The organism is Enterobacter sp. DC1 (assembly GCF_000568075.1).
GTDB classification, from domain to species: Bacteria; Pseudomonadota; Gammaproteobacteria; order Enterobacterales; family Enterobacteriaceae; genus Enterobacter; species Enterobacter asburiae.
The window spans coordinates 188,391-208,603 of record NZ_AZUA01000004.1; the positions used below are offsets into that span (position 1 = coordinate 188,391).

Sequence of the window (20,213 nt, forward strand, 5' to 3'; positions counted from 1 at the left end):
TGGATTTATTTTTACAGCAATCGTAAAGAAAAAATTACTATACCGTAAAAGCGTTACCACGCTATCGCCGCTTCAGCTAATGTCACATATTAGTTAATTTCAGGAGATTGTTTCGCGACGTGCGTTTTTCGGACGAAAAGCTGCTACTACTTTCTCATCAGTTTCCACATACGGACCATCAAGCAGCTGTATACAATACGGTACACTTGCAAAGATGCCGTGAACGATGACGCTGCCATCTTCCGTCTTCAGCCCTTCCAGCGTCTCTTTGATCGACTTCGGCTGCCCCGGCAGGTTCAGAATCAACGCCTGCTTGCGGATCACTCCCACCTGGCGGGAGAGAATGGCCGTCGGGACAAAGTGTAGACTTATCTGGCGCATCTGCTCGCCGAAGCCCGGCATTTCACGATCGGCAATCGCCAGCGTTGCGTCCGGCGTCACGTCGCGGCGCGCGGGGCCGGTTCCGCCCGTTGTCAGAACAAGGTGACAGCTCATCTCATCCACCAGCTCACACAGGGTCTGCTCGATGATCGGCTGCTCGTCCGGGATCAGGCGGGTCTGGATCTCGAACGGGGTGATCAGCGCGCTGCCAAGCCACTCTTCCAGAGCGGGGATGCCTTTATCCTGGTAAACGCCGCTGGAGGCGCGGTCAGAAATCGACACTAAGCCGATGCGTAAGGTATTCATATCCATTCCATTCAAAGAGTACTGATTAAAGGGAATGATACACGCAGAGAGGAAATTCAGACAGAGGCAGGGGTAAGACGCGTGACCGGGAGCCCGGTCACGCAGAATGATTACAGCAGGTCGCCGATCATTTTTTCCAGTTTGCCCTGGTCAACAGCAAACTTACGGATACCGTCCGCCAGTTTGTCTACGGCCATTGGATCCTGGTTGTGCTGCCACAGGAACTCGGATTCAGTGATGCGCTCTGGGCGTGCTTTCACTTCACCGGTGTAGGACAGCTTACGCTCGATGGTACCTTCGCTTTCTGCCAGCTCTTTCAGCAGCGCAGGGGCGATGGTCAGGCGGTCACAGCCAGCCAGCTCGATGATTTCACCGACGTTACGGAAGCTTGCGCCCATAACCACGGTCTCATAGCCGTGCTGTTTGTAGTATTCGTAGATTTCAGTAACAGAAACCACGCCTGGATCTTCAGCCGGTGCGTACTCTTTCTTATCGGTGTTGGCTTTGTACCAGTCCAGAATACGGCCCACGAACGGAGAAATCAGGTATACGCCTGCTTCTGCACATGCGCGCGCCTGCGCGAAGGAGAACAGCAGGGTCAGGTTACAGTTGATACCGTCTTTTTCCAGCTGCTCTGCCGCGCGAATACCCTGCCAGGTGGAAGCCAGTTTGATCAGGATACGGTCGTTGCTGATGCCAGCGTCGTTGTACATTTTGATCAGACGTTTCGCTTTGGCGATAGACGCTTCGGTGTCGTAGGAGAGACGTGCATCCACTTCGGTAGAGATACGGCCAGGAACCAGCTTCAGGATTTCCAGACCGATGTTCACTGCCAGTTTGTCGGTGGCATCCACAACCTGCTGCGCGCGGTCGTTGCTCTGTGCTTTCGCCCAGGTCACTGCGTCGTCAATCAGTTTGCGATACTCAGGGATCTGTGCGGCGTTAAGGATCAGAGAAGGGTTAGTTGTGGCATCCTGCGGCTGGTACAGCTTCATTGCCGCGATATCTCCGGTGTCAGCTACGACAGTGGTGAACTGACGAAGGGAGGTCAATTTATCCGTCATGATAGTGTTTCTCTTTTAACGTGCCCTGGATAATTCACGCTACCGACAGCATGCCTGCAGCGGAAAAATGACAGGTTTACTTGTTAGGGGGATGTAACCGGTCTGCCCTGATGATAACACGACGGAGGGGTAGCGCAACCGCAGACAGTGCGCTTAGGCAGAGTATGGTAAACTCGGAAGATTAACAGGCTGCTAAGCAACAGCATGCCCAATCAGTGGTAGCGCTTACATATTCACGTTGGCATCAACAAGAGGGACGTTAATGCCTGATTTCTTTTTCTTTATTAACGAAGTCCTCTGGGGTTCGATAATGATTTACTTGCTTCTGGGAGCAGGTATTTGGTTCACGCTACGCAGTGGGTTTATCCAGTTTCGTTATATTCGCAAGTTTGGCAGAAGTCTTAAAAACAGCGTTACGCCCCAGCCGGGCGGATTAACGTCGTTCCAGGCACTCTGTACCAGCCTGGCGGCACGGCTCGGCAGCGGAAATCTGGCGGGCGTTGCGCTGGCCATCAGCGCGGGCGGGCCAGGCGCGGTCTTCTGGATGTGGGTGACGGCGCTACTCGGGATGGCCACCTCCTTTGCCGAAAGTTCGCTCGCCCAGCTGTATAAAGAGAAAGATAAAAACGGCCAGTTTCGCGGCGGTCCCGCGTGGTACATGGCGCGCGGCCTGGGGATGCGCTGGATGGGCGTCCTGTTCTCGCTTTTTTTACTGCTCGCGTACGGCCTTATTTTTAATACCGTCCAGGCAAATTCTGTCGCCAATGCCCTGAGCTACGCCTTCTCCTGCCCGGAGTGGGTCGCCGGTATTGCTTTAGCCCTCGTCGTTCTGCTCACCATTTCTGCCGGTCTTAAGGGCATCGCCCGCCTGATGCAGTGGCTGGTTCCCATTATGGCGCTGCTCTGGGTTGCCGCGAGCCTGTTCGTTGCCGCGCTGCATATCGACCTGGTGCCGGGCGTAATTGCAACCATCGTCAAAAGCGCCTTTGGCTGGCGCGAGGTGGCCTCAGGGGCGCTGGGCTACACCTTCAGCCAGGCGCTGATGGCGGGTTTTCAGCGGGGAATGTTCTCCAATGAAGCCGGAATGGGGTCAACCCCCAACGCGGCCGCTGCCGCCTCTTCCTGGCCGCCGCACCCTGCCGCACAGGGCATTGTGCAGATGATTGGCGTCTTTACCGATACCATTATCATCTGTTCCGCCAGCGCCATGATTTTGCTGCTGGCGGGCCCCGTACCGCATTCCTCAGGAACCGCCGGGATACAGCTTCTCCAGCAGGCGCTGGTGAACCTGACCGGCGGCTGGGGCGCAGGTTTTGTCTCGCTCATTCTGGTGCTGTTTGCCTTCAGCTCGATTGTGGTGAATTACCTCTACGCCGAAAATAACCTTATTTTCCTGAAACTCGACTCCCGCGCCGCAATCGGAACCCTGCGCCTGGGGGTCATACTGATGGTGATAGCAGGCTCCCTGCTCAGTATGCCGATGGTCTGGCAGCTGGCCGATATCATTATGGCGCTGATGGCGATCACGAACCTCACCGCTATCCTGCTGCTCTCACCCGTTGTGACCCTGATTGCCAGAGACTATCTGCGTCAGCGCAAACTCGGCGTTCCGCCGGTATTTGATCCCGCGCGCTATCCCGATATTAAGGCGCAGCTTGCCCCCGGCACGTGGGATGATTTGCCGCGGCAATAACAGCTATCGATCAATTCAGGGCGATTTTTTGCTAAAGTCGCTCTAAATTTCCTGCAAGGACTGGATATGCTGATTCTGATTTCACCTGCAAAAACGCTCGACTACCAGAGCCCGCTCGCCACCGAGCGCTATACCCAGCCTGAACTGCTGGACTACTCGCAGCAGCTGATCCGCGAAGCGCGTAAGCTCTCTGCGCCGCAAATCGCCTCGCTGATGAGCATCAGCGACAAGCTGGCCGATCTTAACGCGACCCGCTTTCACGAGTGGCACCCGGATTTCACCCCGGCGAACGCTCGCCAGGCGATTCTGGCGTTTAAAGGCGATGTCTATACCGGCCTGCAGGCGGAAGATTTTAGCGAAGCCGATTTCGATTTTGCCCAGCAGCATCTGCGCATGCTGTCGGGTCTGTACGGCGTGCTGCGCCCGCTGGATCTGATGCAGCCCTATCGTCTGGAGATGGGGATTCGCCTGGAAAATGCCAAAGGCAAAGACCTGTACCATTTCTGGGGCGATATCATTACCGACAAGCTGAACGCGGCGCTGCATGCCCAGGGCGATAGCGTGGTGATAAACCTGGCATCCGATGAATACTACAAGTCGGTGAAGCCGAAAAAGCTGGATGCGGAGATTATCAAGCCGGTATTCCTCGACGAGAAAAACGGCAAGTTCAAGGTGATCAGCTTTTACGCCAAGAAAGCGCGCGGCCTGATGAGCCGCTACATCATCCAGAACCGCCTGACGAAGCCGGAGCAGCTGACCGCCTTTAACAGCGAAGGCTATTTCTTTGACGAGGCGTCGTCGGGGAAAGGCGAGCTGGTGTTTAAGCGCCACGAACAGTAAAAACAAACCCCGCCAGCTGGCGGGGTTTTGCATTAACGATGTTTCCAGTCCGGGCCGCGATCGTCGCGGTGGTCATCGTGGTGATGGTCATCGTGACGATCGTCGTGTTTACGATGCTCATCATGTGGACGCCAGTGGTTATCACGCCAGTCATAGTGCGCCTTCCACCAGTCGTGGTCGCGCCAGCGGCCGCCGTCCCAGTAGTGCCCGTTGTTATCCTGGTCGCCAATCTGCAGTTTTACCGCAGGTACGAGGGTAATTTCAGATGCCTGAACCGCCATGGGGGCGGCCAGCAACAGTGAAAGCGCGATGAGTGCAGGTTTCAGTGTAGACACAGGTGACTCCTTATTCTTCTTGCCCAACGTGGGCCGATGTAAGGAGATTACGCGAGGGGAACGGGGGATGTTATTCTCTGCAATCCTAAACGCTAAGTGACCGCATTTATTGGGAATTTCTGCTTTTTTCCTGCTTTTTTCCTCCTTAATTTCTCCATAAAAAAGCCGGGTGGCGGCTTCGCCTTACCCGGCATAGAGATCGGTGTTGCGGTTGCCGGGTGACGCTACGCTTACCCGGCCTACAATTGGTACCGTTATTGCCGGGTGGCGCTGCGCTTACCCGGCGTACAATTGGGGTCGTCGTAGGTCGGGTAAGGCGTAGCCGCCACCCGACAAAAATCACGCTCGAACCATCATCAACTTACGCAGCGCGGCAAAATCTGCCGGCAGTTCATGAGACAGCAGCGGCAGGTCGGCACGCTCGGCCAGCTCTTTCGGCAGCGGCAGCGTTTCGCCCAGGATCGCTTCCACACTCTCTTTGAACTTCGCCGGATGCGCGGTGCCCAGGAAAAGGCCATATTCACCGGGGTTAAGCTGGTCGCGCAGCGCGCGGTAGGCGATCGCCGCATGCGGTTCAGAGGTATACCCCACAGCCTTCAGCTCGCGCATGGTCGCTTTGGTGGTTTCATCCGTCACCGCGGCGTAGCCCAGATCGCCCAGACGCCAGATCTTACGGCGGAACAGCTCTTCCACGCGCGGCCAGTTGTTCGGCTGCGACACGTCCATCGCATTAGAGAGCGTTGCCTGCGTGGCGTTCGGCGCCCACTTCCCGTCTTTCAGGAAGCGCGGCACGGTGTCGTTGGCGTTGGTGGCGGCGATAAAGCGTTTCACCGGCAGACCCAGGGATTTCGCCAGCAGGCCAGCAGTCAGGTCACCGAAGTTACCGCTCGGCACGGAGATCACCAGCTGGTTGCGCGCTTCCTGCGGCAGCTGCGCCACCGCTTCGAAGTAGTAGCAGATCTGCGCCAGCAGACGGCTGATGTTGATTGAGTTGGCGGAGTTCAGCCCCAGAGCCACCTTCAGCTCTTCGTCGTCGAAGGCCTGCTTGACCAGCGCCTGGCAGGCATCGAAGTCGCCGTCAATTGCCACGGTTTCAATGTTGCCGCCGAGCGTACAGAACAGTTTTTCCTGCAGCGGGCTGATTTTGCCTTTCGGATAGAGGATCACCACGCGGACGTTTTTCAGGCCGTAGAACGCGTGGGCCACCGCCGCACCGGTATCGCCGGAGGTCGCGGTCAGGATGGTCACCGGTTTGTCGCCGCTGATGTGGGTCAGCATCTGCGCCATAAAGCGGCCACCGAAGTCTTTAAACGCCAGGGTCGGGCCGTGGAACAGCTCCAGGCAGCCAACGTCAGGCTCAACCTGCTTCACCGGCGCCGGGAAAGCGAACGCCGCACGCACGCGCTCTTCCAGCAGCTCCTGCGGAATTTCGTCGCCGATAAACGCCGAGAGAATTTTGGTGCTGCGGGTGACAAAGTCCTGCTTCAGCAGCTCGTCAATCTCAGTCAGCTGGAATTCCGGCAGGTCATGCGGGAAGAACAGCCCCTGATTTTTGCCCAGCCCCTGAGTTACCGCCTGCGCGAAGCTGACCTGCTCGTTATGATCTTTAAGGTTATAGAGTTTCATTAATTATCCCAGTACTCGTGCGCCAGCCGTGTCCAGACGGCAAATATGAACAAAGCCTTCCTGATTTTGCAGGTAGTGTTTAGAGAGCCAGTCCGCCACGCGCTGCGCGGTGTCCGGCTTGTCGCACAGGGCGAACAGCGTCGGGCCGGAGCCGGAAATGCCGCACGCCTGCGCGCCGATATCCATCGATGCCTGTCGCGCCTCGTTAAAGCCGGGCAGCAGCTTCGTGCGGTACGGCTCGGCAATGACGTCTTTCATCAGCTTCGCCGCCAGCTGCGGCTGACGGGTGTAGCAGGCATGAATAAAGCCTGCCAGATGACGCCCGTGGGCGATACAGTCCTGACGACGATACTGCGCGGGCAGGATCGCACGCGCTTCCGCGGTAGAGACCTTAATGCCCGGATAGGCCAGCACCCACAGCCACTCATCAAACCCTGGCACCTGCTGGCTGATGATGCCATTTTCTTCGATCATCAGCTGCATGCCGCCGAGGAAGCACGGCGCCACGTTGTCATAGTGAATGCTGCCGGAGATGCGCCCTTCCAGCTCGCCCATCAACCCCAGCAGGCGGTTGTTGTTTAGCGGCTTGCCGCAGTGCTCGTTCATCGCCACCAGCGCGGCGACCACCGAGCAGGCGCTGGAACCCAGTCCCGAGCCAATCGGCATGCTTTTTTCCAGCGTCATGGCGACCGGCACGTTTTTACCGATCTCCTGACAGAAGCGTTCCCAGCACTGATAGACGATATTTTCGCGCGGCTCAGACGGCAGTTTGCTGGCGAAGCGGCCCACGTTATTCAGGCTGAAGCTGTCTGCCGCTTCCACCGTGACCGTATCGCCCAGCAGCGAACCATCCACCGGCGTCACCGCCGCACCCAGCACGTCAAATCCGACGCTCATATTCGCGCTGGAAGCCGGGGCATAAACTTTGACCATGTTAAACTCCTAACTTCCATGACAGGGTACGCAGCAGATCGGCAAACACACCCGCCGCCGTAACATCGTTCCCTGCGCCATAGCCGCGAAGCACCAGCGGCAGTGGCTGATAATAGTGGCTGTAAAACGCGAGGGCGTTTTCGCCGTTTTTGACTTTGTACAGCGGGTCGTTGCCATCCACTTCGGCAATCTTCACCCGGCACACGCCATCTTCTTCAATGTTGCCAACATAGCGCAATACCTTACCTTCATCACGGGCTTTCGCAACGCGCGCGGCAAAAGCGTCGTCAAGCTGTGGCAAATTTGCCATGAATGCAGCGACATCACCGCTGCTGTCAAATTCTGCCGGCAGGACCGGCTCAATCACGATATCCGAAAGCTCAAGCTCGCGGCCCGTTTCACGCGCGAGGATCAGCAGCTTGCGCGCCACGTCCATACCGGAAAGGTCGTCACGCGGATCCGGCTCGGTATAGCCCAGCTCGCGCGCGGCGCGGGTGGCTTCCGACAGGCTCATCCCTTCATCCAGCTTGCCGAAGATAAACGACAGCGAGCCGGAGAGAATGCCGGAGAAACGCTGCAGCTCGTCGCCCGCGTTCAGCAGGTTTTGCAGGTTCTCGATAACCGGCAGCCCCGCGCCCACGTTGGTGTCGTACAGGAACTTGCGGCGCGACTTGCTCGCCGCCAGACGCAGCTGGTGATAGTAATCCATCGACGAGGTGTTGGCCTTTTTGTTCGGCGTCACCACGTGGAACCCTTCGCGCAGGAAGTCGGCGTACTGGTCGGCCACCGCCTGGTTAGAGGTACAGTCGACGATCACCGGGTTAAGCAGGTGGTACTCTTTCACCAGACGGATCAGGCGGCCCAGGTTGAAAGGCTCTTTCGCCTCGTTCATCTCGGCCTGCCAGTTCTCCAGGTTCAGACCATGAACGTTGGTGAGCAGCGCTCTGGAGTTGGCAATTCCGCAGACGCGTAGATCGATATGTTTCTTCTTCAGCCATTCCTGCTGACGCTTCACCTGCTCCAGCAGCGCGCTGCCCACCCCGCCGACGCCAATCAGGAACAGCTCGATAACCTGATCGGTGTTGAACAGCATCTGGTGAACCACGCGTACGCCGGTGGTGGCGTCATCGTTGTCCACGACAACAGAAATTGAACGCTCTGACGAGCCCTGGGCAATCGCCACGATATTGATATTGGCGCGCGCCAGCGCGGCAAAGAACCTGGCGGAGATACCGCGCAGCGTGCGCATGCCGTCGCCAACCACGGAGATGATCGCCAGACGCTCCTGAATAGCAAGCGGCTCCAGCAGCTCTTCTTTCAGCTCCAGATAGAACTCTTCCTCCAGCGCGCGGCGGGCGCGCAGGCAGTCGGCCTGCGGCACGCAGAAGCTGATGCTGTATTCGGAAGAGGACTGGGTGATCAACACCACCGAGATACCGTTGCGGGACATAGCAGCAAAGACGCGCGCCGCCATGCCGACCATCCCCTTCATCCCCGGACCGGAGACGCTGAACATCGCCATGTTGTTGAGGTTGGAGATGCCTTTGACCGGCAAACCGTCTTCATCGGTACTCGCGCCAATCAGCGTACCCGGTGCCTGCGGGTTACCGGTATTTTTAATCAGGCAAGGGATCTGGAACTGGGCAATCGGGGAGATGGTACGCGGGTGAAGCACTTTGGCGCCGAAGTAGGAAAGCTCCATCGCCTCCTGGTACGACATCGACTTCAGCAGCCTGGCGTCCGGAACCTGGCGCGGGTCGCAGGTATAAACGCCGTCGACGTCGGTCCAGATTTCACAACAGTCCGCGCGTAAACAGGCGGCCAGCACGGCGGCGGAGTAGTCGGAGCCGTTACGGCCCAGCACCACCAGCTCGCCCTTCTCGTTACCGGCGGTGAAGCCTGCCATCAGGATCATATGGTCAGAAGGAATTTTGCTGGCGGCGATACGGCGGGTTGATTCGGCAATATCAACGGTGGATTCGAGGTAGTGGCCCACCGCCAGCAGTTTTTCAACCGGATCGATTACGGTCACGCTATGGCCGCGCGCTTCCAGCACGCCGGCCATGATGGCGATAGAGAGTTTTTCGCCCCGGCAGATCAGCGCCGCGTTGACGCTGTCCGGGCACTGGCCGAGAAGGCTGATGCCGTGCAGGACGTGTTTGATTTGCGCGAATTCCTGCTCAACGAAGGACTTCAGCTGAGCGTGCGGGAAGCCAGGCAGCGCCTCTGCCAGCCCTTGCAGTAAGTCAGCGAAGATACGTTCTGCGTCGCTGATGTTCGGGAGTGCATCCTGGCCACCGATGGTTTTTTCAATCATCGCCACCAGATGGTTCGTGATTTTTGCCGGGGCAGAGAGCACGGTAGCAACCTGCCCCTGCCTGGCGTTGCTTTCCAGGATATCGGCAACACGCAGAAAACGTTCTGCATTTGCCACTGATGTACCGCCGAACTTCAACACTCGCATGGTTCTACCTCGTTTCCTTTAGCCGAAAAAAAAGCCCGCACTGTCTAGGTGCGGGCTTTTTTTTGTTTTTCCTGTACGCGTCAGCCCGCATCGTTACCTGTGGTAATGATGATGGTTGTAGTAATGGTGGTGATGCTGATGCGTTTCATGGATGTTGTGTACTCTGTCATTATTATCTGTCTGTCCTGTATTCTTTTAGGGTTAAAGGATCGGGCACCTTAAGTCAACGAATTTTTAATTTGATCACAATTTGGGAGACTCTCACGTCCCGCTGTTTGCAGATTTATTTTCATCCGATTCGCCCAATAGCAACCCTTCTGAACAGACTTATTCGCCATAGTAAAAACTTATGGCAGTATTTTACTCTGCCAATTTTTTTTCAATATCGTGCAGCAAACGGTGCAGCATTGCGGTGTCCCGCTGCTCAAGACGGCCCAAACGCTGCTGCAGCCAGTCAGCCATTTTCTGATCGTCCGCCACCCCCAGCTGAGACAGCAGTTGCTCAACGCGAGCGCGCAGCGCAGCCAGCTGATTTTCATTTGCCCCTTCTGCCGGAGGCTGGGGGATTTGTATTAGGGAGGCTAATTGATAGCAGTAGACCATGACCGCCTGACCTAAATTCAGGGAGGGATAATCGGCGACCATCGGCGCACCGGTAAGAACGTCTGCCAGCTCCAGCTCTTCGTTGGTTAATCCGGAATCTTCGCGACCAAACACCAGCGCGGCCTTCTCCAGCCACTGGCTTTTCTCGCTCAGCATCGGCACCAGCTCCGCTGGCGTGGCATAGTAATGGAACTTCGCCCGGCTGCGCGCGGTGGTCGCAACGGTAAACGAAATGTCGTGCAGCGCGTCAGCAAGCGTAGCGTAAGTGGTTATATTATCGAGGATATCGCCCGATCCGTGCGCTACCCAACGAGCCGCAGGCTCCAGGTGGGCAGTGCTGTCCACGATACGTAAATCGGTGAACCCCATGGTCTTCATGGCACGCGCGGCAGCGCCTATATTCTCGGCTCTGGCTGGGGCAACCAGCACAATCGACAGATGCATTTATGCTCTCTTTTTAATCAGTTAGCGGGTAAAAATGTGATGCACTTCAACATATTACGCAGCGCGAATTTACAAAATTGCAACACAAATCACCGAAATAGCGTTTCATAACAAATTAAAAACGCTAAACTATTCCTTGTCTGAACAATCAGTTAGAATGTTAACAGAACACTATTATCCCTATGTTTTATAATGATAATAGCAACATGAATACCCTATTCTGATTGGATTCGCTTCGTTTATAAATCAATGTCCGCAACTAGTTGGTTTATTGAAAAATTGTGACAAAGGCTAGCATTCCGCTACGATGATTTCATCAAACTGTTAACGTGCTACAATTGAACTTGATATATGTCAACGAAGCGTAGTTTTATTGGGTGTCTGGTGTCACTTAGCCTGTTATGTTGCTGTTAAAATGGTTAGGATGACAGCCGTTTTTGACACTGTCGGGTCCAAAGGGAAAGTACCCAAGACCAAGCTAATGATGTTGTTGACGTTGATGGAAAGTGCATCAAGAACGCAATTACGTACTTTAGTCACGTTAAGCCGATCATGTTAATTTGCGACATGCATCAGGCAGGTCAGGGACTTTTGTACTTCCTGTTTCGATTTAGTTGGCAATTTAGGTAGCAAACATGCAGACCCCGCACATTCTTATCGTTGAAGACGAGTTGGTAACACGCAACACGTTAAAGAGCATTTTCGAAGCAGAAGGCTACGATGTCTTTGAAGCGACCGATGGCGCAGAGATGCATCAGATCCTTTCTGAAAATGATATCAACCTGGTGATCATGGATATTAACCTGCCGGGCAAAAACGGTCTTCTTCTGGCGCGCGAACTGCGCGAGCAGGCGAACGTCGCGTTAATGTTCCTGACGGGCCGTGATAACGAAGTTGATAAAATTCTTGGCCTGGAAATCGGTGCGGATGACTACATCACCAAGCCGTTCAACCCTCGCGAGTTAACCATTCGTGCACGCAACCTGCTGTCCCGCACCATGAACCTGGGTACGGTCAGCGAAGAGCGTCGTAGCGTAGACAGCTACAAATTCAACGGCTGGGAACTTGATATCAATAGCCGTTCGCTGATTAGCCCGAACGGTGAGCAGTATAAACTGCCGCGCAGTGAATTCCGCGCGATGCTGCACTTCTGCGAAAACCCGGGCAAAATCCAGTCCCGTGCAGAGCTGCTGAAGAAAATGACCGGCCGTGAGCTGAAACCGCACGACCGTACCGTAGACGTGACCATCCGTCGTATTCGTAAGCATTTCGAATCTACGCCAGATACGCCGGAAATCATCGCCACGATCCACGGCGAAGGGTATCGTTTCTGCGGCGATCTGCAGGAGTAATCCCGCAGTTAACGCATTAAAAAACGGCGCATTTGCGCCGTTTTTTTTTATTCCCGCCACGGCATAATCGGCACCGCGCTGATGGCGTTTTTCGGTGAGCCTTCCACCACTTTGTCAGAATAGGCAAGGTAAGCCAGGGTGTTGCGTTTGGCATCATAGAAACGCACCACCTGCAGCTTTTTAAACACCAGCGAGGTCCGTTTCTGGAATACGACGTCGCCCTGCGCTTTGCCGTTTTTAATTTTATCGCTCAACTCAACCGGCCCCACCTGCTGACAGGAAATCGCCGCATCGGAGGTATCTTCCGCCAGTCCCAGCCCGCCTTTGATACCGCCCGTTTTCGCGCGGCTGACGTAGCAGGTGACGTTTTTCACGTCCGGATCGTCAAACGCCTCCACCACGATTTTGTGGTCAGGGCCAAACATTTTGAACACGGTATCGACGGAGCCAATCTGTTCTGCCTGCGCCACGCGTCCGACCATCAGCATCAACGCGGTGAAGATCAAAGTCTTGTATTTCATATTGTTACCATTCTTTAAAATTACACTGAGCGATTATTCAATACTTTAGACAAAAATGTAGCAAGATCACAGGATTAGAATATATCCGCCTGTTATGTGCTCTAAAAAGCATGAATGCGCAAAAAAAACACTGAATGCTAAAACATCAAAAAATGCTATTATCCGCTAACCTGTTATCAGGCACCTGCTGTTTTAAGGATGAGGATAGTATATGGATCAGGCTGGAATTATTCGCGACCTGCTCACCTGGCTGGAAGGTCATCTCGACCAGCCTTTGTCACTGGATAATGTGGCGGCTAAAGCAGGCTATTCCAAGTGGCATCTGCAAAGGATGTTCAAGGATGTCACCGGTCATGCTATCGGGGCCTATATTCGCGCACGTCGTTTATCAAAATCTGCTGTGGCACTGCGCCTGACCGCGCGGCCGATTCTGGATATTGCCCTGCAATATCGTTTCGATTCGCAGCAGACCTTCACCCGCGCCTTTAAAAAACAGTTCTCGTTGACGCCAGCGCTTTATCGTCGCTCGCCTGACTGGAGCTCGTTTGGCATGCGTCCGCCGCTGCGTCTGGGCGAATTCGCAATGCCGAAGTACGACATTATTACACTGCCGGAAACCCATCTGATCGGCACAACCCAGAGCTACTCCTGTTCACTGGAGCAGATTTCAGAGTTCCGTCATCAGATGCGCGTCCAGTTCTGGCGCGACTTCCTGAGCCACGCACCGGCGATCCCGCCAATCCTGTATGGCCTCAACGAAACGCACCCAAGTCAGGAAAAAGACGACGAACAGGAGGTGTTCTACACCACCGCGCTGACGCCAGAGATGGCCAATGGGTATATTCAGGGTTCGAAGCCTGTCGTGCTGGAAGGCGGCGAATACGTGATGTTCGCCTATGAAGGGCTGGGAACGGGGGTTCAGGAGTTTATCCTGACCGTTTACGGAACCTGCATGCCGATGCTGAATCTGAATCGCCGTAAAGGTCAGGACATTGAGCGCTACTACCCGGCGCAGGATGCAAAACCGGAAGAAGGCCCAATCAATCTGCGTATGGAATTCTTGATTCCAATACGTCGTTAACGCTGCAGTTCGTCAAGCGCAGGGGCATCAAGATGCGAAATGTCCCCTGCCATCTCCACTACCCAGCCCGACGCCAGCCACGCGCTTTCCTGATAATCAATCCGGGAAATGGAGCAGTTGCGCAGACGCAAACGGCGCTCAGCGTAAGCCGGTAGCCCCAGAATAGTGCTCACCAGGCAGCCCAGCGCAATCCCGTGACTCACCAGCAGCGGACGGCTTCCCGCCGGAAGCTTCAGGCATTCCGCCAGGGCGGCATGCATGCGTACGCTTAGCTCCTGCATGGATTCGCCTTCAGGAATACGGCCATCTTCGGTACCGTTCACCAGCGTGCGGCGCCAGCCCTCTTCCGCTTCCGTCAGCGTATCGATATGGCGTTTTTCCAGCACGCCCATATCCAGCTCGCGCAGGCGCGGCTCCAGCATGACGTCACAGCCGCAGGCATCTGCGATGATGCGCGCCGTCTGCTGTGTGCGACCTAAATCGCTGGTAATCACGTGGGTAATGCCCAGCGTTCTGGCGCGTTCCGCCACCTGCCACGCTTGCTGCACGCCCTTCTCGGTGAGAGGACTGTCTGACTGGCCTTGAATACGTCGCTCGGCGTTCCACTGCGTTTCACCGTGGCGAACAAGGTATACCTGTAACATGCTTTTTTTCCGTTATACTGCGATGAGTTTTTTTTGAATCGAGCTTAATTATGCACCATGTTGTCTCTGCTACCACTAATCCAGCCAAAATTCAGGCAATTCTAAGGGCATTTGACGAGATCTTCGGCGCAGGATCCTGCCATATTGAGGCCATCGGCGTCGAGAGTGGCGTTCCTGAACAGCCGTTTGGCAGCGAGGAAACGCGCGCTGGCGCACGAAATCGCGTGGCAAACGCTAAGGCCGCGGCACCGAATGCTGATTTTTGGGTAGCGATTGAAGCAGGTATCGACGAAGGCGCAACCTTTAGCTGGGTTGTCATCGAAAGCCGCGAGCAGCGCGGTGAAGCGCGTTCGGCCACCCTGCCGCTGCCGGAGATCATTCTGGAAAAAGTCCGTGCGGGTGAAGCGCTCGGGCCGGTGATGTCGCAGTACACCGGCATTGATGAGATTGGTCGTAAAGAAGGAGCGATTGGCGTCTTTACCGCAGGCGCGCTGACGCGTTCAGGCGTTTACCACCAGGCGGTGATTCTGGCGTTAAGCCCGTTCCATAACGCGATTTATCGGTAAGTTTCCAGGCCGGATAAGGCGTAGCCGTCATCCGGCGTTTTTCAGCAATACCGCTTCCAGCCACTGGCGCAGCTCAACCGGCGCCGACTTCAGGCTGTTCGAGCCGCGGGTGATCGTTGCAATGCCCGCGCCGAGCTCATTTTTCAGCTCGCGCTGGCTCATCTCGCCGCGCAGCAGCTCTTCAATGATCCGCACGCGGGTGCCCAGCGCCTCACGCTCGTCCGGCGTGAGCATCAGCTGCATCAGGGGTAAGTGCAAATCCTGCTCGTAAGACTGGCGAAGCAGCTCCACAAAACGAAGCCACTCCAGATGACGTTGTTCGGCCATTGCCGAGGAATACGGGGAATGCTGGGTCATGTTATGCTGCCTCTTGTACTCTTTAGCGAGTACAGCATAACACAACCCACGCCGATCAGTAACGTCTCTGCCACTCGGCATCGCTCATCAGGGTATCTTTCTGCCCCATGAAGTAGCGATAGTAGGCGTCATAGGCCAGCACGTTCTTCACGTAGCCGCGCGTTTCGGAGAACGGGATGCTCTCCACAAACGCCACGGCGTCGATGCGTCCGGCGCTGTTGCCGAGCCAGGTACGCACGCGTCCAGGCCCCGCGTTATACGCCGCCGAAGAGAAGATGCGGTTATTGCCGAACTGCTGATACACGTACTGGAGATAGCTGGTACCGATGTTGATGTTGGTATCCGGATCCAGGAGCTGCGACGGACTGCTGTAGCCAGGAATATTAAACATCTTCACCGTGTGCGTCGCCGTGCCTGGCATAATCTGCATCAGGCCGCTGGCACCCACCGGGGAACGGACTTTCGGGTTCCACGCGCTCTCCTGACGGGCGATCGCCATCGCGTAGCTTTGCGGGATATCTTTGCCGCTGGTATAGCGATCGAAAAGATCTTTGTACGCCAGCGGGAAACGCTCTTCCAGATGATCCCAGAGCTTACCGGCGATCGTCGCCTGCACGCTGAGATCCCACCAGTGATTATCAAACGCATAGCGGGCAAGCTGGGCTTTCTCGTCGGTGGTGCGGCTGGTCACCAGATTCGCCCACTCGCTGCGCGCGGTATTATCCATATTCCAGTACATCAGCTCGCGAACGCGCGCCATTTCTGGCCCCTGCGTCAGCGCCGGGTTCGCGTTGGCAGGCGCTTTATCTATACGGAAGGTGTACTCCTCGCCCAGACGCTGCGCGGCAGCCATTGGGTAAAACCCGCGCTGCTGCATCAGCGAATGGAGGATCTCTTTGGCCTCATCATCACGACCGCGCTCCATCAGCAGATCGGCCTGCCAGTAGCGCCATTCGTCTTTCTCTTTGGCTTCCATTGGCAACCGCGCGAGCCAGGTATTCAGCCCACGGCGATCGCCCGTGCCCAGCGCCATGCGCACGCGGCGTTCCACCAGCGACGTGGAGCTCGAACGCATAATGGCATCGTCACGCCAGCGCGCCTGTTCATCGGTCACATCGGTGCCCATCAGTCGCCACGCCACAATGTCGCGCAGCTCCTGGGTTTGCTCCTCATTGAGCTGCTGCGCCTGCACCAGCTGCGGGATCATCAGCCGCGCGTTTTCCACATCGTCACGCGCCACGCTGGCAAAGGCCACCGCCGCCATCTGGCGGGTAAAATCGGTCGCGCCCGTACTGCGGGCAAAGGTCAGCACGCTGTTCGGATCGTTAGCCAGCGAGATAACCGCCGTGGAGATCGTCTGGTAATCGGACGGCATCTGCCCCGCCAGCGTGGTCACCAGACGCGTGTTACCGGCTTTCATCGCCAGACGGATGCGCTCAAGGTAGGACAGCGGATCCTGCTTGCCGGAAGCACGCCACGCGCTAAACAGGGAATCACAGGCGTTCGGCTGGTTTTTCCCGGTAAGCCAGAGCTCTTTCGCTCCGGCCCAGGCCTCTTCCTGCTGGCCGGTCGCCCATTTTGCGTAGTAATAGTTACACTGCGCTTCGGTTGCGTTCGGCTTTTCAGGGCTAAACGCCAGCAGGCCGCGCCAGTCTTCACGACGCGCCAGCTCATTCACAAAGCGAGACTGGAGATTTCGGGCAGGCGGCAGGGTCGGGTTCGCCTGAATGAAGTTATTCACGGTGACGGTAGGCTGGTTCATCAGGTCGTCCGTAATCTGGCGATACTCCAGATACGGATACAGCGGATAATCCTTTAGCGTCGGCATCAGCGCCTGCACGGTATCCATCTGCTTGTTGTCCCACGCCTGTTTAATCTGGGCGTAGCGGTTACGTTGTTCATCCAGTGAATCGGCATGCACCGCCTGGCTTACCGCCATTACGCATACGCTGGCAGCCAGCAGACGCCAGACCACCCGTTTGGCTTTTTCCACAAGCTCTTCCTCATTGTTTTTTCGTCAATTGCAGCGTCTTGCCACGTCAAAGTCTAATTAACTTATGCTAACCAGGCATCCTTCAACGCGCCACGTCATGGACACTTTTTTACCTTTCTTGCGCGTTTTAACACTCCCGACGTTCCTGGCTGGGATTAGGACGTGAAAAAGGCTACACTTCGAGGCTGAAATTCCTTCTCATTACGATAAAAGAGGCGAAGTCCAACGTGGCTCAATTCGTTTATACCATGCATCGTGTCGGCAAAGTTGTCCCGCCGAAACGTCATATTCTTAAAAATATCTCGCTGAGCTTCTTCCCGGGCGCAAAAATTGGTGTTCTGGGTCTCAACGGTGCCGGTAAGTCCACCCTGCTGCGCATCATGGCCGGCATTGATACAGACATCGAAGGTGAAGCCCGTCCGCAGCCTGGCATCAAGATTGGTTACCTGCCGCAGGAACCTCAGCTGAACCCGGAACACACCGTTCGCGAATCCGTTGAAGAAGCGGTATCCGAAGTGGTTAACGCGCTGAAAGGCCTGGATGAAGTGTATGCCAAATACGCTGAGCCGGATGCGGACTTCGACAAGCTGGCCGCGCAGCAGGGCAAGTATGAAGAGATCATCCAGGCGCACGACGGTCACAACCTGAACGTGCAGCTGGAGCGCGCGGCTGATGCCCTGCGTCTGCCGGACTGGGATGCGAAAATCGCTAACCTCTCCGGGGGTGAACGCCGCCGCGTGGCGCTGTGCCGCCTGCTGCTGGAAAAACCAGACATGCTGCTGCTCGACGAACCGACTAACCACCTGGATGCGGAATCCGTGGCGTGGCTGGAGCGCTTCCTGCACGACTTCGAAGGCACCGTTGTGGCGATCACCCACGACCGTTACTTCCTCGACAACGTCGCTGGCTGGATCCTGGAGCTGGACCGCGGTGAAGGTATTCCGTGGGAAGGCAACTACTCTTCCTGGCTGGAGCAGAAAGATCAGCGTCTGGCGCAGGAAGCTTCTCAGGAAGCGGCGCGTCGCAAGTCTATCGAGAAAGAGCTGGAGTGGGTTCGTCAGGGCGCGAAAGGCCGTCAGTCTAAGGGCAAAGCCCGTCTGGCACGCTTCGAAGAGCTGAACAACACCGAATACCAAAAACGTAACGAAACCAACGAACTGTTTATTCCACCTGGAGCACGTCTGGGGGATAAAGTGGTCGAAGTCAGCAACCTGCGTAAGTCCTACGGCGACCGTCTGCTGATTGACGACCTGAGCTTCTCCGTACCGAAAGGCGCTATCGTTGGGATCATCGGTCCGAACGGCGCGGGTAAATCAACCCTGTTCCGCATGATGTCCGGTCAGGAACAGCCTGACAGCGGCTCTATCACCCTGGGTGAAACCGTGAAGCTGGCCTCCGTTGACCAGTTCCGTGACGCGATGGATAACAGCAAAACCGTGTGGGAAGAAGTGTCCGGCGGTCTGGATATCATGCGTATCGGCAACACCGAGATGCCAAGCCGCGCCTACGTTGGCCGCTTTAACTTCAAAGGCACCGACCAGGGCAAACGCGTGGGCGAGCTGTCCGGCGGTGAGCGCGGTCGTCTGCACCTGGCGAAGCTGCTGCAGGTGGGCGGTAACGTTCTGCTGCTCGATGAACCAACCAACGACCTGGATATCGAAACCCTGCGCGCGCTGGAAAACGCCCTGCTGGAGTTCCCGGGCTGCGCGATGGTTATCTCGCACGACCGCTGGTTCCTGGACCGTATCGCGACCCACATCCTGGACTACCAGGACGAAGGTAAAGTGGAGTTCTTCGAAGGTAACTTCACCGAATACGAAGAGTACAAGAAACGCACTCTGGGCGCCGACGCGCTGGAGCCGAAGCGTATTAAGTACAAGCGTATTGCGAAATAAAAGCAAAACGGCAACTTCGGTTGCCGTTTTTTATGTTTGTACCCTCTCCCCGTGGGAGAGGGCCAGGATGAGGGCATCAGGCCGCACAGTTTGTAGGCCGGGTAAGCGTGAGCGCCACCCGGCTTTTTTATTTGCCCACGTAATACCGCTTCACCTCGTCAAACTGCATCGCAAAGTCGATATAGCTCATCAGCGCAGGCGAATTCAGCTTGCGGCTCGGGTACGCCAGCCACAGATCGTTACCTTCAACATTCCACTCCGGCAGCACCTGAACCAGCGCACCTTTTTCAATTTTATCTTCCAGCAGAAATGCGGGTAAGAGCGTGATCCCCGCACCGGCAATCGCACACTCGCGGGCGTAGACCAGATTATCGGTCATGTGCGCGTTATCCGGCAGATAGCGGTAATCCTCGCTCTCGCTTCGCAGAAGCCACTCCGACCACGCCCGGTGCGTAATGCAGCGGTGCTCCACCAGCTGACGGGGATGAATTAACGGCTCCCGGCGCGCCAGATAGTCCGGCGAGGCCAGCATATAGCGCGGGCAGAGCCCGATCATCCGGCCAATCAGGGAGGAGTCCTGCGGCTTACCGGTGCGCAGCGCCACGTCAAAACCGGCCTCGACCAGATCTCCACCACGTCATCAGAGATCGACACATCCAGCGACACGTCAGGATAGCGAAGCTGGAACTCGGCGTTCATGTGCGCCAGCAGCGTCGCCCCAATCCCCGCCGGACAGGTGATCCGCAGCCGCCCGCTCGGGTTTTCGCGCAGCCGCTGAATGGCGTACTCGGCCCGCTCGCTGGCCGCCAGCATTTCGCGACAGTGCACCAGATAGTGCTCGCCCGCAAACGTGAGGCTGATCCTGCGCGTGGTGCGGTTCAGCAGGCGGATCCCCACCTGCTGCTCCAGCTGGCTAATTCGCTGGCTAACGCTCGATTTCGGCAGTTCGGCCTTCTGCGCCGCCGCGGTAAAGCTGCCCATCTCCGCTACCAGCGCGAACAGCGCCATATCCTGCAGCTGTTTAAACATGATTGTTCACCCTATACGAACGCTGAGTTCTTGATTGTCCATCTTATCACGCAGCTGTCCACTTTATAGACTAGCCTCAACAAAAC

19 protein-coding genes, 1 pseudogene and 1 other annotated feature are annotated in these 20,213 nt (G+C 56.3%); of the genes and pseudogenes, 6 read left to right on the forward strand and 14 right to left on the reverse strand.

Annotated features, from left to right (window positions below; translation table 11 throughout):
• Window positions 1-99: 99 nt before the first annotated feature.
• Window positions 100-687, reverse strand: coding sequence for a molybdopterin adenylyltransferase (mog, locus tag P346_RS07815; RefSeq protein WP_032660758.1), 588 nt, complete (start codon window positions 685-687; stop codon window positions 100-102).
• 110 nt (window positions 688-797) lie between these two features.
• Window positions 798-1,751, reverse strand: a complete 954-nt coding sequence (gene tal / locus P346_RS07810; RefSeq protein WP_023310342.1) for a transaldolase — start codon at window positions 1,749-1,751, stop codon at window positions 798-800.
• 262 nt (window positions 1,752-2,013) lie between these two features.
• On the opposite strand from tal, the gene P346_RS07805 reads away from it, so the two are divergent.
• Both P346_RS07805 and yaaA read left to right on the forward strand, forming a co-directional pair.
• A complete protein-coding gene (locus P346_RS07805; RefSeq protein ID WP_032660761.1) occupies window positions 2,014-3,444 on the forward strand; it encodes an alanine/glycine:cation symporter family protein in 1,431 nt (476 codons plus the stop codon).
• Between the two features lie 66 nt (window positions 3,445-3,510).
• The gene (gene yaaA, locus P346_RS07800; protein ID WP_032660763.1) at window positions 3,511-4,284 is read left to right on the forward strand and encodes a peroxide stress protein YaaA; all 774 of its coding nucleotides are present in this window, start codon (window positions 3,511-3,513) and stop codon (window positions 4,282-4,284) included.
• 32 nt (window positions 4,285-4,316) lie between these two features.
• Here yaaA and P346_RS07795 read toward each other — a convergent pair whose 3' ends face one another.
• The 7 genes from P346_RS07795 to yjjY all read right to left on the reverse strand — a co-directional run bounded on the left by P346_RS07795 (window position 4,317) and on the right by yjjY (window position 11,229).
• Window positions 4,317-4,619 carry a DUF2502 domain-containing protein gene (locus tag P346_RS07795; RefSeq protein WP_032660765.1) on the reverse strand — a complete coding sequence of 101 codons (303 nt, stop codon included), beginning with the start codon at window positions 4,617-4,619 and terminating at the stop codon, window positions 4,317-4,319.
• 339 nt (window positions 4,620-4,958) lie between these two features.
• Window positions 4,959-6,245, reverse strand: coding sequence for a threonine synthase (gene thrC / locus P346_RS07790; RefSeq protein WP_032660768.1), 1,287 nt, complete (start codon window positions 6,243-6,245; stop codon window positions 4,959-4,961).
• Between the two features lie 3 nt (window positions 6,246-6,248).
• A complete protein-coding gene (gene thrB / locus P346_RS07785) occupies window positions 6,249-7,178 on the reverse strand; it encodes a homoserine kinase (protein ID WP_032660770.1) in 930 nt (309 codons plus the stop codon).
• 1 nt (window position 7,179) lies between these two features.
• Window positions 7,180-9,642, reverse strand: a complete 2,463-nt coding sequence (gene thrA / locus P346_RS07780; RefSeq protein ID WP_032660773.1) for a bifunctional aspartate kinase/homoserine dehydrogenase I — start codon at window positions 9,640-9,642, stop codon at window positions 7,180-7,182.
• A 24-nt stretch (window positions 9,643-9,666) separates the two neighbouring features.
• Window positions 9,667-9,784 (reverse strand) — a sequence feature (Thr leader region).
• Entirely contained in the window at window positions 9,723-9,791 is a 69-nt protein-coding gene (gene thrL / locus P346_RS22645) for a thr operon leader peptide (protein WP_015572623.1), read from the reverse strand. (Overlaps the previous feature by 62 nt.)
• Window positions 9,792-10,002: 211 nt before the next feature.
• A complete protein-coding gene (locus P346_RS07775; protein ID WP_032660775.1) occupies window positions 10,003-10,689 on the reverse strand; it encodes a tRNA/rRNA methyltransferase in 687 nt (228 codons plus the stop codon).
• A 399-nt stretch (window positions 10,690-11,088) separates the two neighbouring features.
• Entirely contained in the window at window positions 11,089-11,229 is a 141-nt protein-coding gene (gene yjjY, locus P346_RS23295; protein WP_085928893.1) for a protein YjjY, read from the reverse strand.
• Window positions 11,230-11,324: 95 nt separating this feature from the next.
• On the opposite strand from yjjY, the gene arcA reads away from it, so the two are divergent.
• Window positions 11,325-12,041 (forward strand): two-component system response regulator ArcA, encoded by a 717-nt coding sequence (gene arcA / locus P346_RS07770; protein WP_003856501.1) that lies wholly within the window; start codon window positions 11,325-11,327, stop codon window positions 12,039-12,041.
• Between the two features lie 47 nt (window positions 12,042-12,088).
• Here the strand turns inward: arcA and creA are convergent, their stop codons facing one another.
• Window positions 12,089-12,562 (reverse strand): protein CreA, encoded by a 474-nt coding sequence (gene creA / locus P346_RS07765; protein WP_032660778.1) that lies wholly within the window; start codon window positions 12,560-12,562, stop codon window positions 12,089-12,091.
• A gap of 211 nt (window positions 12,563-12,773) precedes the next feature.
• On the opposite strand from creA, the gene robA reads away from it, so the two are divergent.
• Window positions 12,774-13,643, forward strand: a complete 870-nt coding sequence (gene robA / locus P346_RS07760) for an MDR efflux pump AcrAB transcriptional activator RobA (protein WP_032660781.1) — start codon at window positions 12,774-12,776, stop codon at window positions 13,641-13,643.
• On the opposite strand, the gene gpmB is transcribed toward robA, so the two are convergent.
• On the reverse strand, window positions 13,640-14,287 hold the full coding sequence (gpmB, locus tag P346_RS07755; protein ID WP_023310332.1) for a 2,3-diphosphoglycerate-dependent phosphoglycerate mutase GpmB: 648 nt from the start codon (window positions 14,285-14,287) through the stop codon (window positions 13,640-13,642). The genes robA and gpmB overlap by 4 nt on opposite strands.
• A gap of 50 nt (window positions 14,288-14,337) precedes the next feature.
• On the opposite strand from gpmB, the gene yjjX reads away from it, so the two are divergent.
• The gene (gene yjjX, locus P346_RS07750; protein ID WP_023334447.1) at window positions 14,338-14,853 is read left to right on the forward strand and encodes an inosine/xanthosine triphosphatase; all 516 of its coding nucleotides are present in this window, start codon (window positions 14,338-14,340) and stop codon (window positions 14,851-14,853) included.
• A gap of 27 nt (window positions 14,854-14,880) precedes the next feature.
• Here the strand turns inward: yjjX and trpR are convergent, their stop codons facing one another.
• Both trpR and sltY read right to left on the reverse strand, forming a co-directional pair.
• Window positions 14,881-15,210, reverse strand: a complete 330-nt coding sequence (trpR, locus tag P346_RS07745; RefSeq protein ID WP_023310330.1) for a trp operon repressor — start codon at window positions 15,208-15,210, stop codon at window positions 14,881-14,883.
• A gap of 55 nt (window positions 15,211-15,265) precedes the next feature.
• Window positions 15,266-17,203: a murein transglycosylase gene (gene sltY / locus P346_RS07740; RefSeq protein ID WP_032660785.1), complete on the reverse strand. Its 1,938-nt coding sequence runs from the start codon at window positions 17,201-17,203 to the stop codon at window positions 15,266-15,268.
• Window positions 17,204-17,430: 227 nt separating this feature from the next.
• Here sltY and ettA point away from each other — a divergent pair, with 227 nt between their 5' ends.
• The gene (gene ettA, locus P346_RS07735; protein WP_032660788.1) at window positions 17,431-19,098 is read left to right on the forward strand and encodes an energy-dependent translational throttle protein EttA; all 1,668 of its coding nucleotides are present in this window, start codon (window positions 17,431-17,433) and stop codon (window positions 19,096-19,098) included.
• A gap of 127 nt (window positions 19,099-19,225) precedes the next feature.
• Here the strand turns inward: ettA and P346_RS0121800 are convergent.
• A pseudogene (locus P346_RS0121800) lies at window positions 19,226-20,127 on the reverse strand (LysR family transcriptional regulator).
• Window positions 20,128-20,213 lie beyond the last annotated feature (86 nt).

What these genes read in the sequence shown, in the direction of transcription:
- gpmB (WP_023310332.1), bottom strand. Translation starts at nt 14,287, where the DNA reads ATGTTACAGGTATACCTTGTTCGCCACGGTGAAACGCAGTGGAACGCC.
- thrB (WP_032660770.1), bottom strand. Translation starts at nt 7,178, where the DNA reads ATGGTCAAAGTTTATGCCCCGGCTTCCAGCGCGAATATGAGCGTCGGA.
- yjjX (WP_023334447.1), top strand. Translation starts at nt 14,338, where the DNA reads ATGCACCATGTTGTCTCTGCTACCACTAATCCAGCCAAAATTCAGGCA.
- mog (WP_032660758.1), bottom strand. Translation starts at nt 687, where the DNA reads ATGAATACCTTACGCATCGGCTTAGTGTCGATTTCTGACCGCGCCTCC.
- thrC (WP_032660768.1), bottom strand. Translation starts at nt 6,245, where the DNA reads ATGAAACTCTATAACCTTAAAGATCATAACGAGCAGGTCAGCTTCGCG.
- creA (WP_032660778.1), bottom strand. Translation starts at nt 12,562, where the DNA reads ATGAAATACAAGACTTTGATCTTCACCGCGTTGATGCTGATGGTCGGA.
- thrA (WP_032660773.1), bottom strand. Translation starts at nt 9,642, where the DNA reads ATGCGAGTGTTGAAGTTCGGCGGTACATCAGTGGCAAATGCAGAACGT.
- yaaA (WP_032660763.1), top strand. Translation starts at nt 3,511, where the DNA reads ATGCTGATTCTGATTTCACCTGCAAAAACGCTCGACTACCAGAGCCCG.
- P346_RS07775 (WP_032660775.1), bottom strand. Translation starts at nt 10,689, where the DNA reads ATGCATCTGTCGATTGTGCTGGTTGCCCCAGCCAGAGCCGAGAATATA.
- tal (WP_023310342.1), bottom strand. Translation starts at nt 1,751, where the DNA reads ATGACGGATAAATTGACCTCCCTTCGTCAGTTCACCACTGTCGTAGCT.
- robA (WP_032660781.1), top strand. Translation starts at nt 12,774, where the DNA reads ATGGATCAGGCTGGAATTATTCGCGACCTGCTCACCTGGCTGGAAGGT.
- arcA (WP_003856501.1), top strand. Translation starts at nt 11,325, where the DNA reads ATGCAGACCCCGCACATTCTTATCGTTGAAGACGAGTTGGTAACACGC.
- P346_RS07805 (WP_032660761.1), top strand. Translation starts at nt 2,014, where the DNA reads ATGCCTGATTTCTTTTTCTTTATTAACGAAGTCCTCTGGGGTTCGATA.
- trpR (WP_023310330.1), bottom strand. Translation starts at nt 15,210, where the DNA reads ATGACCCAGCATTCCCCGTATTCCTCGGCAATGGCCGAACAACGTCAT.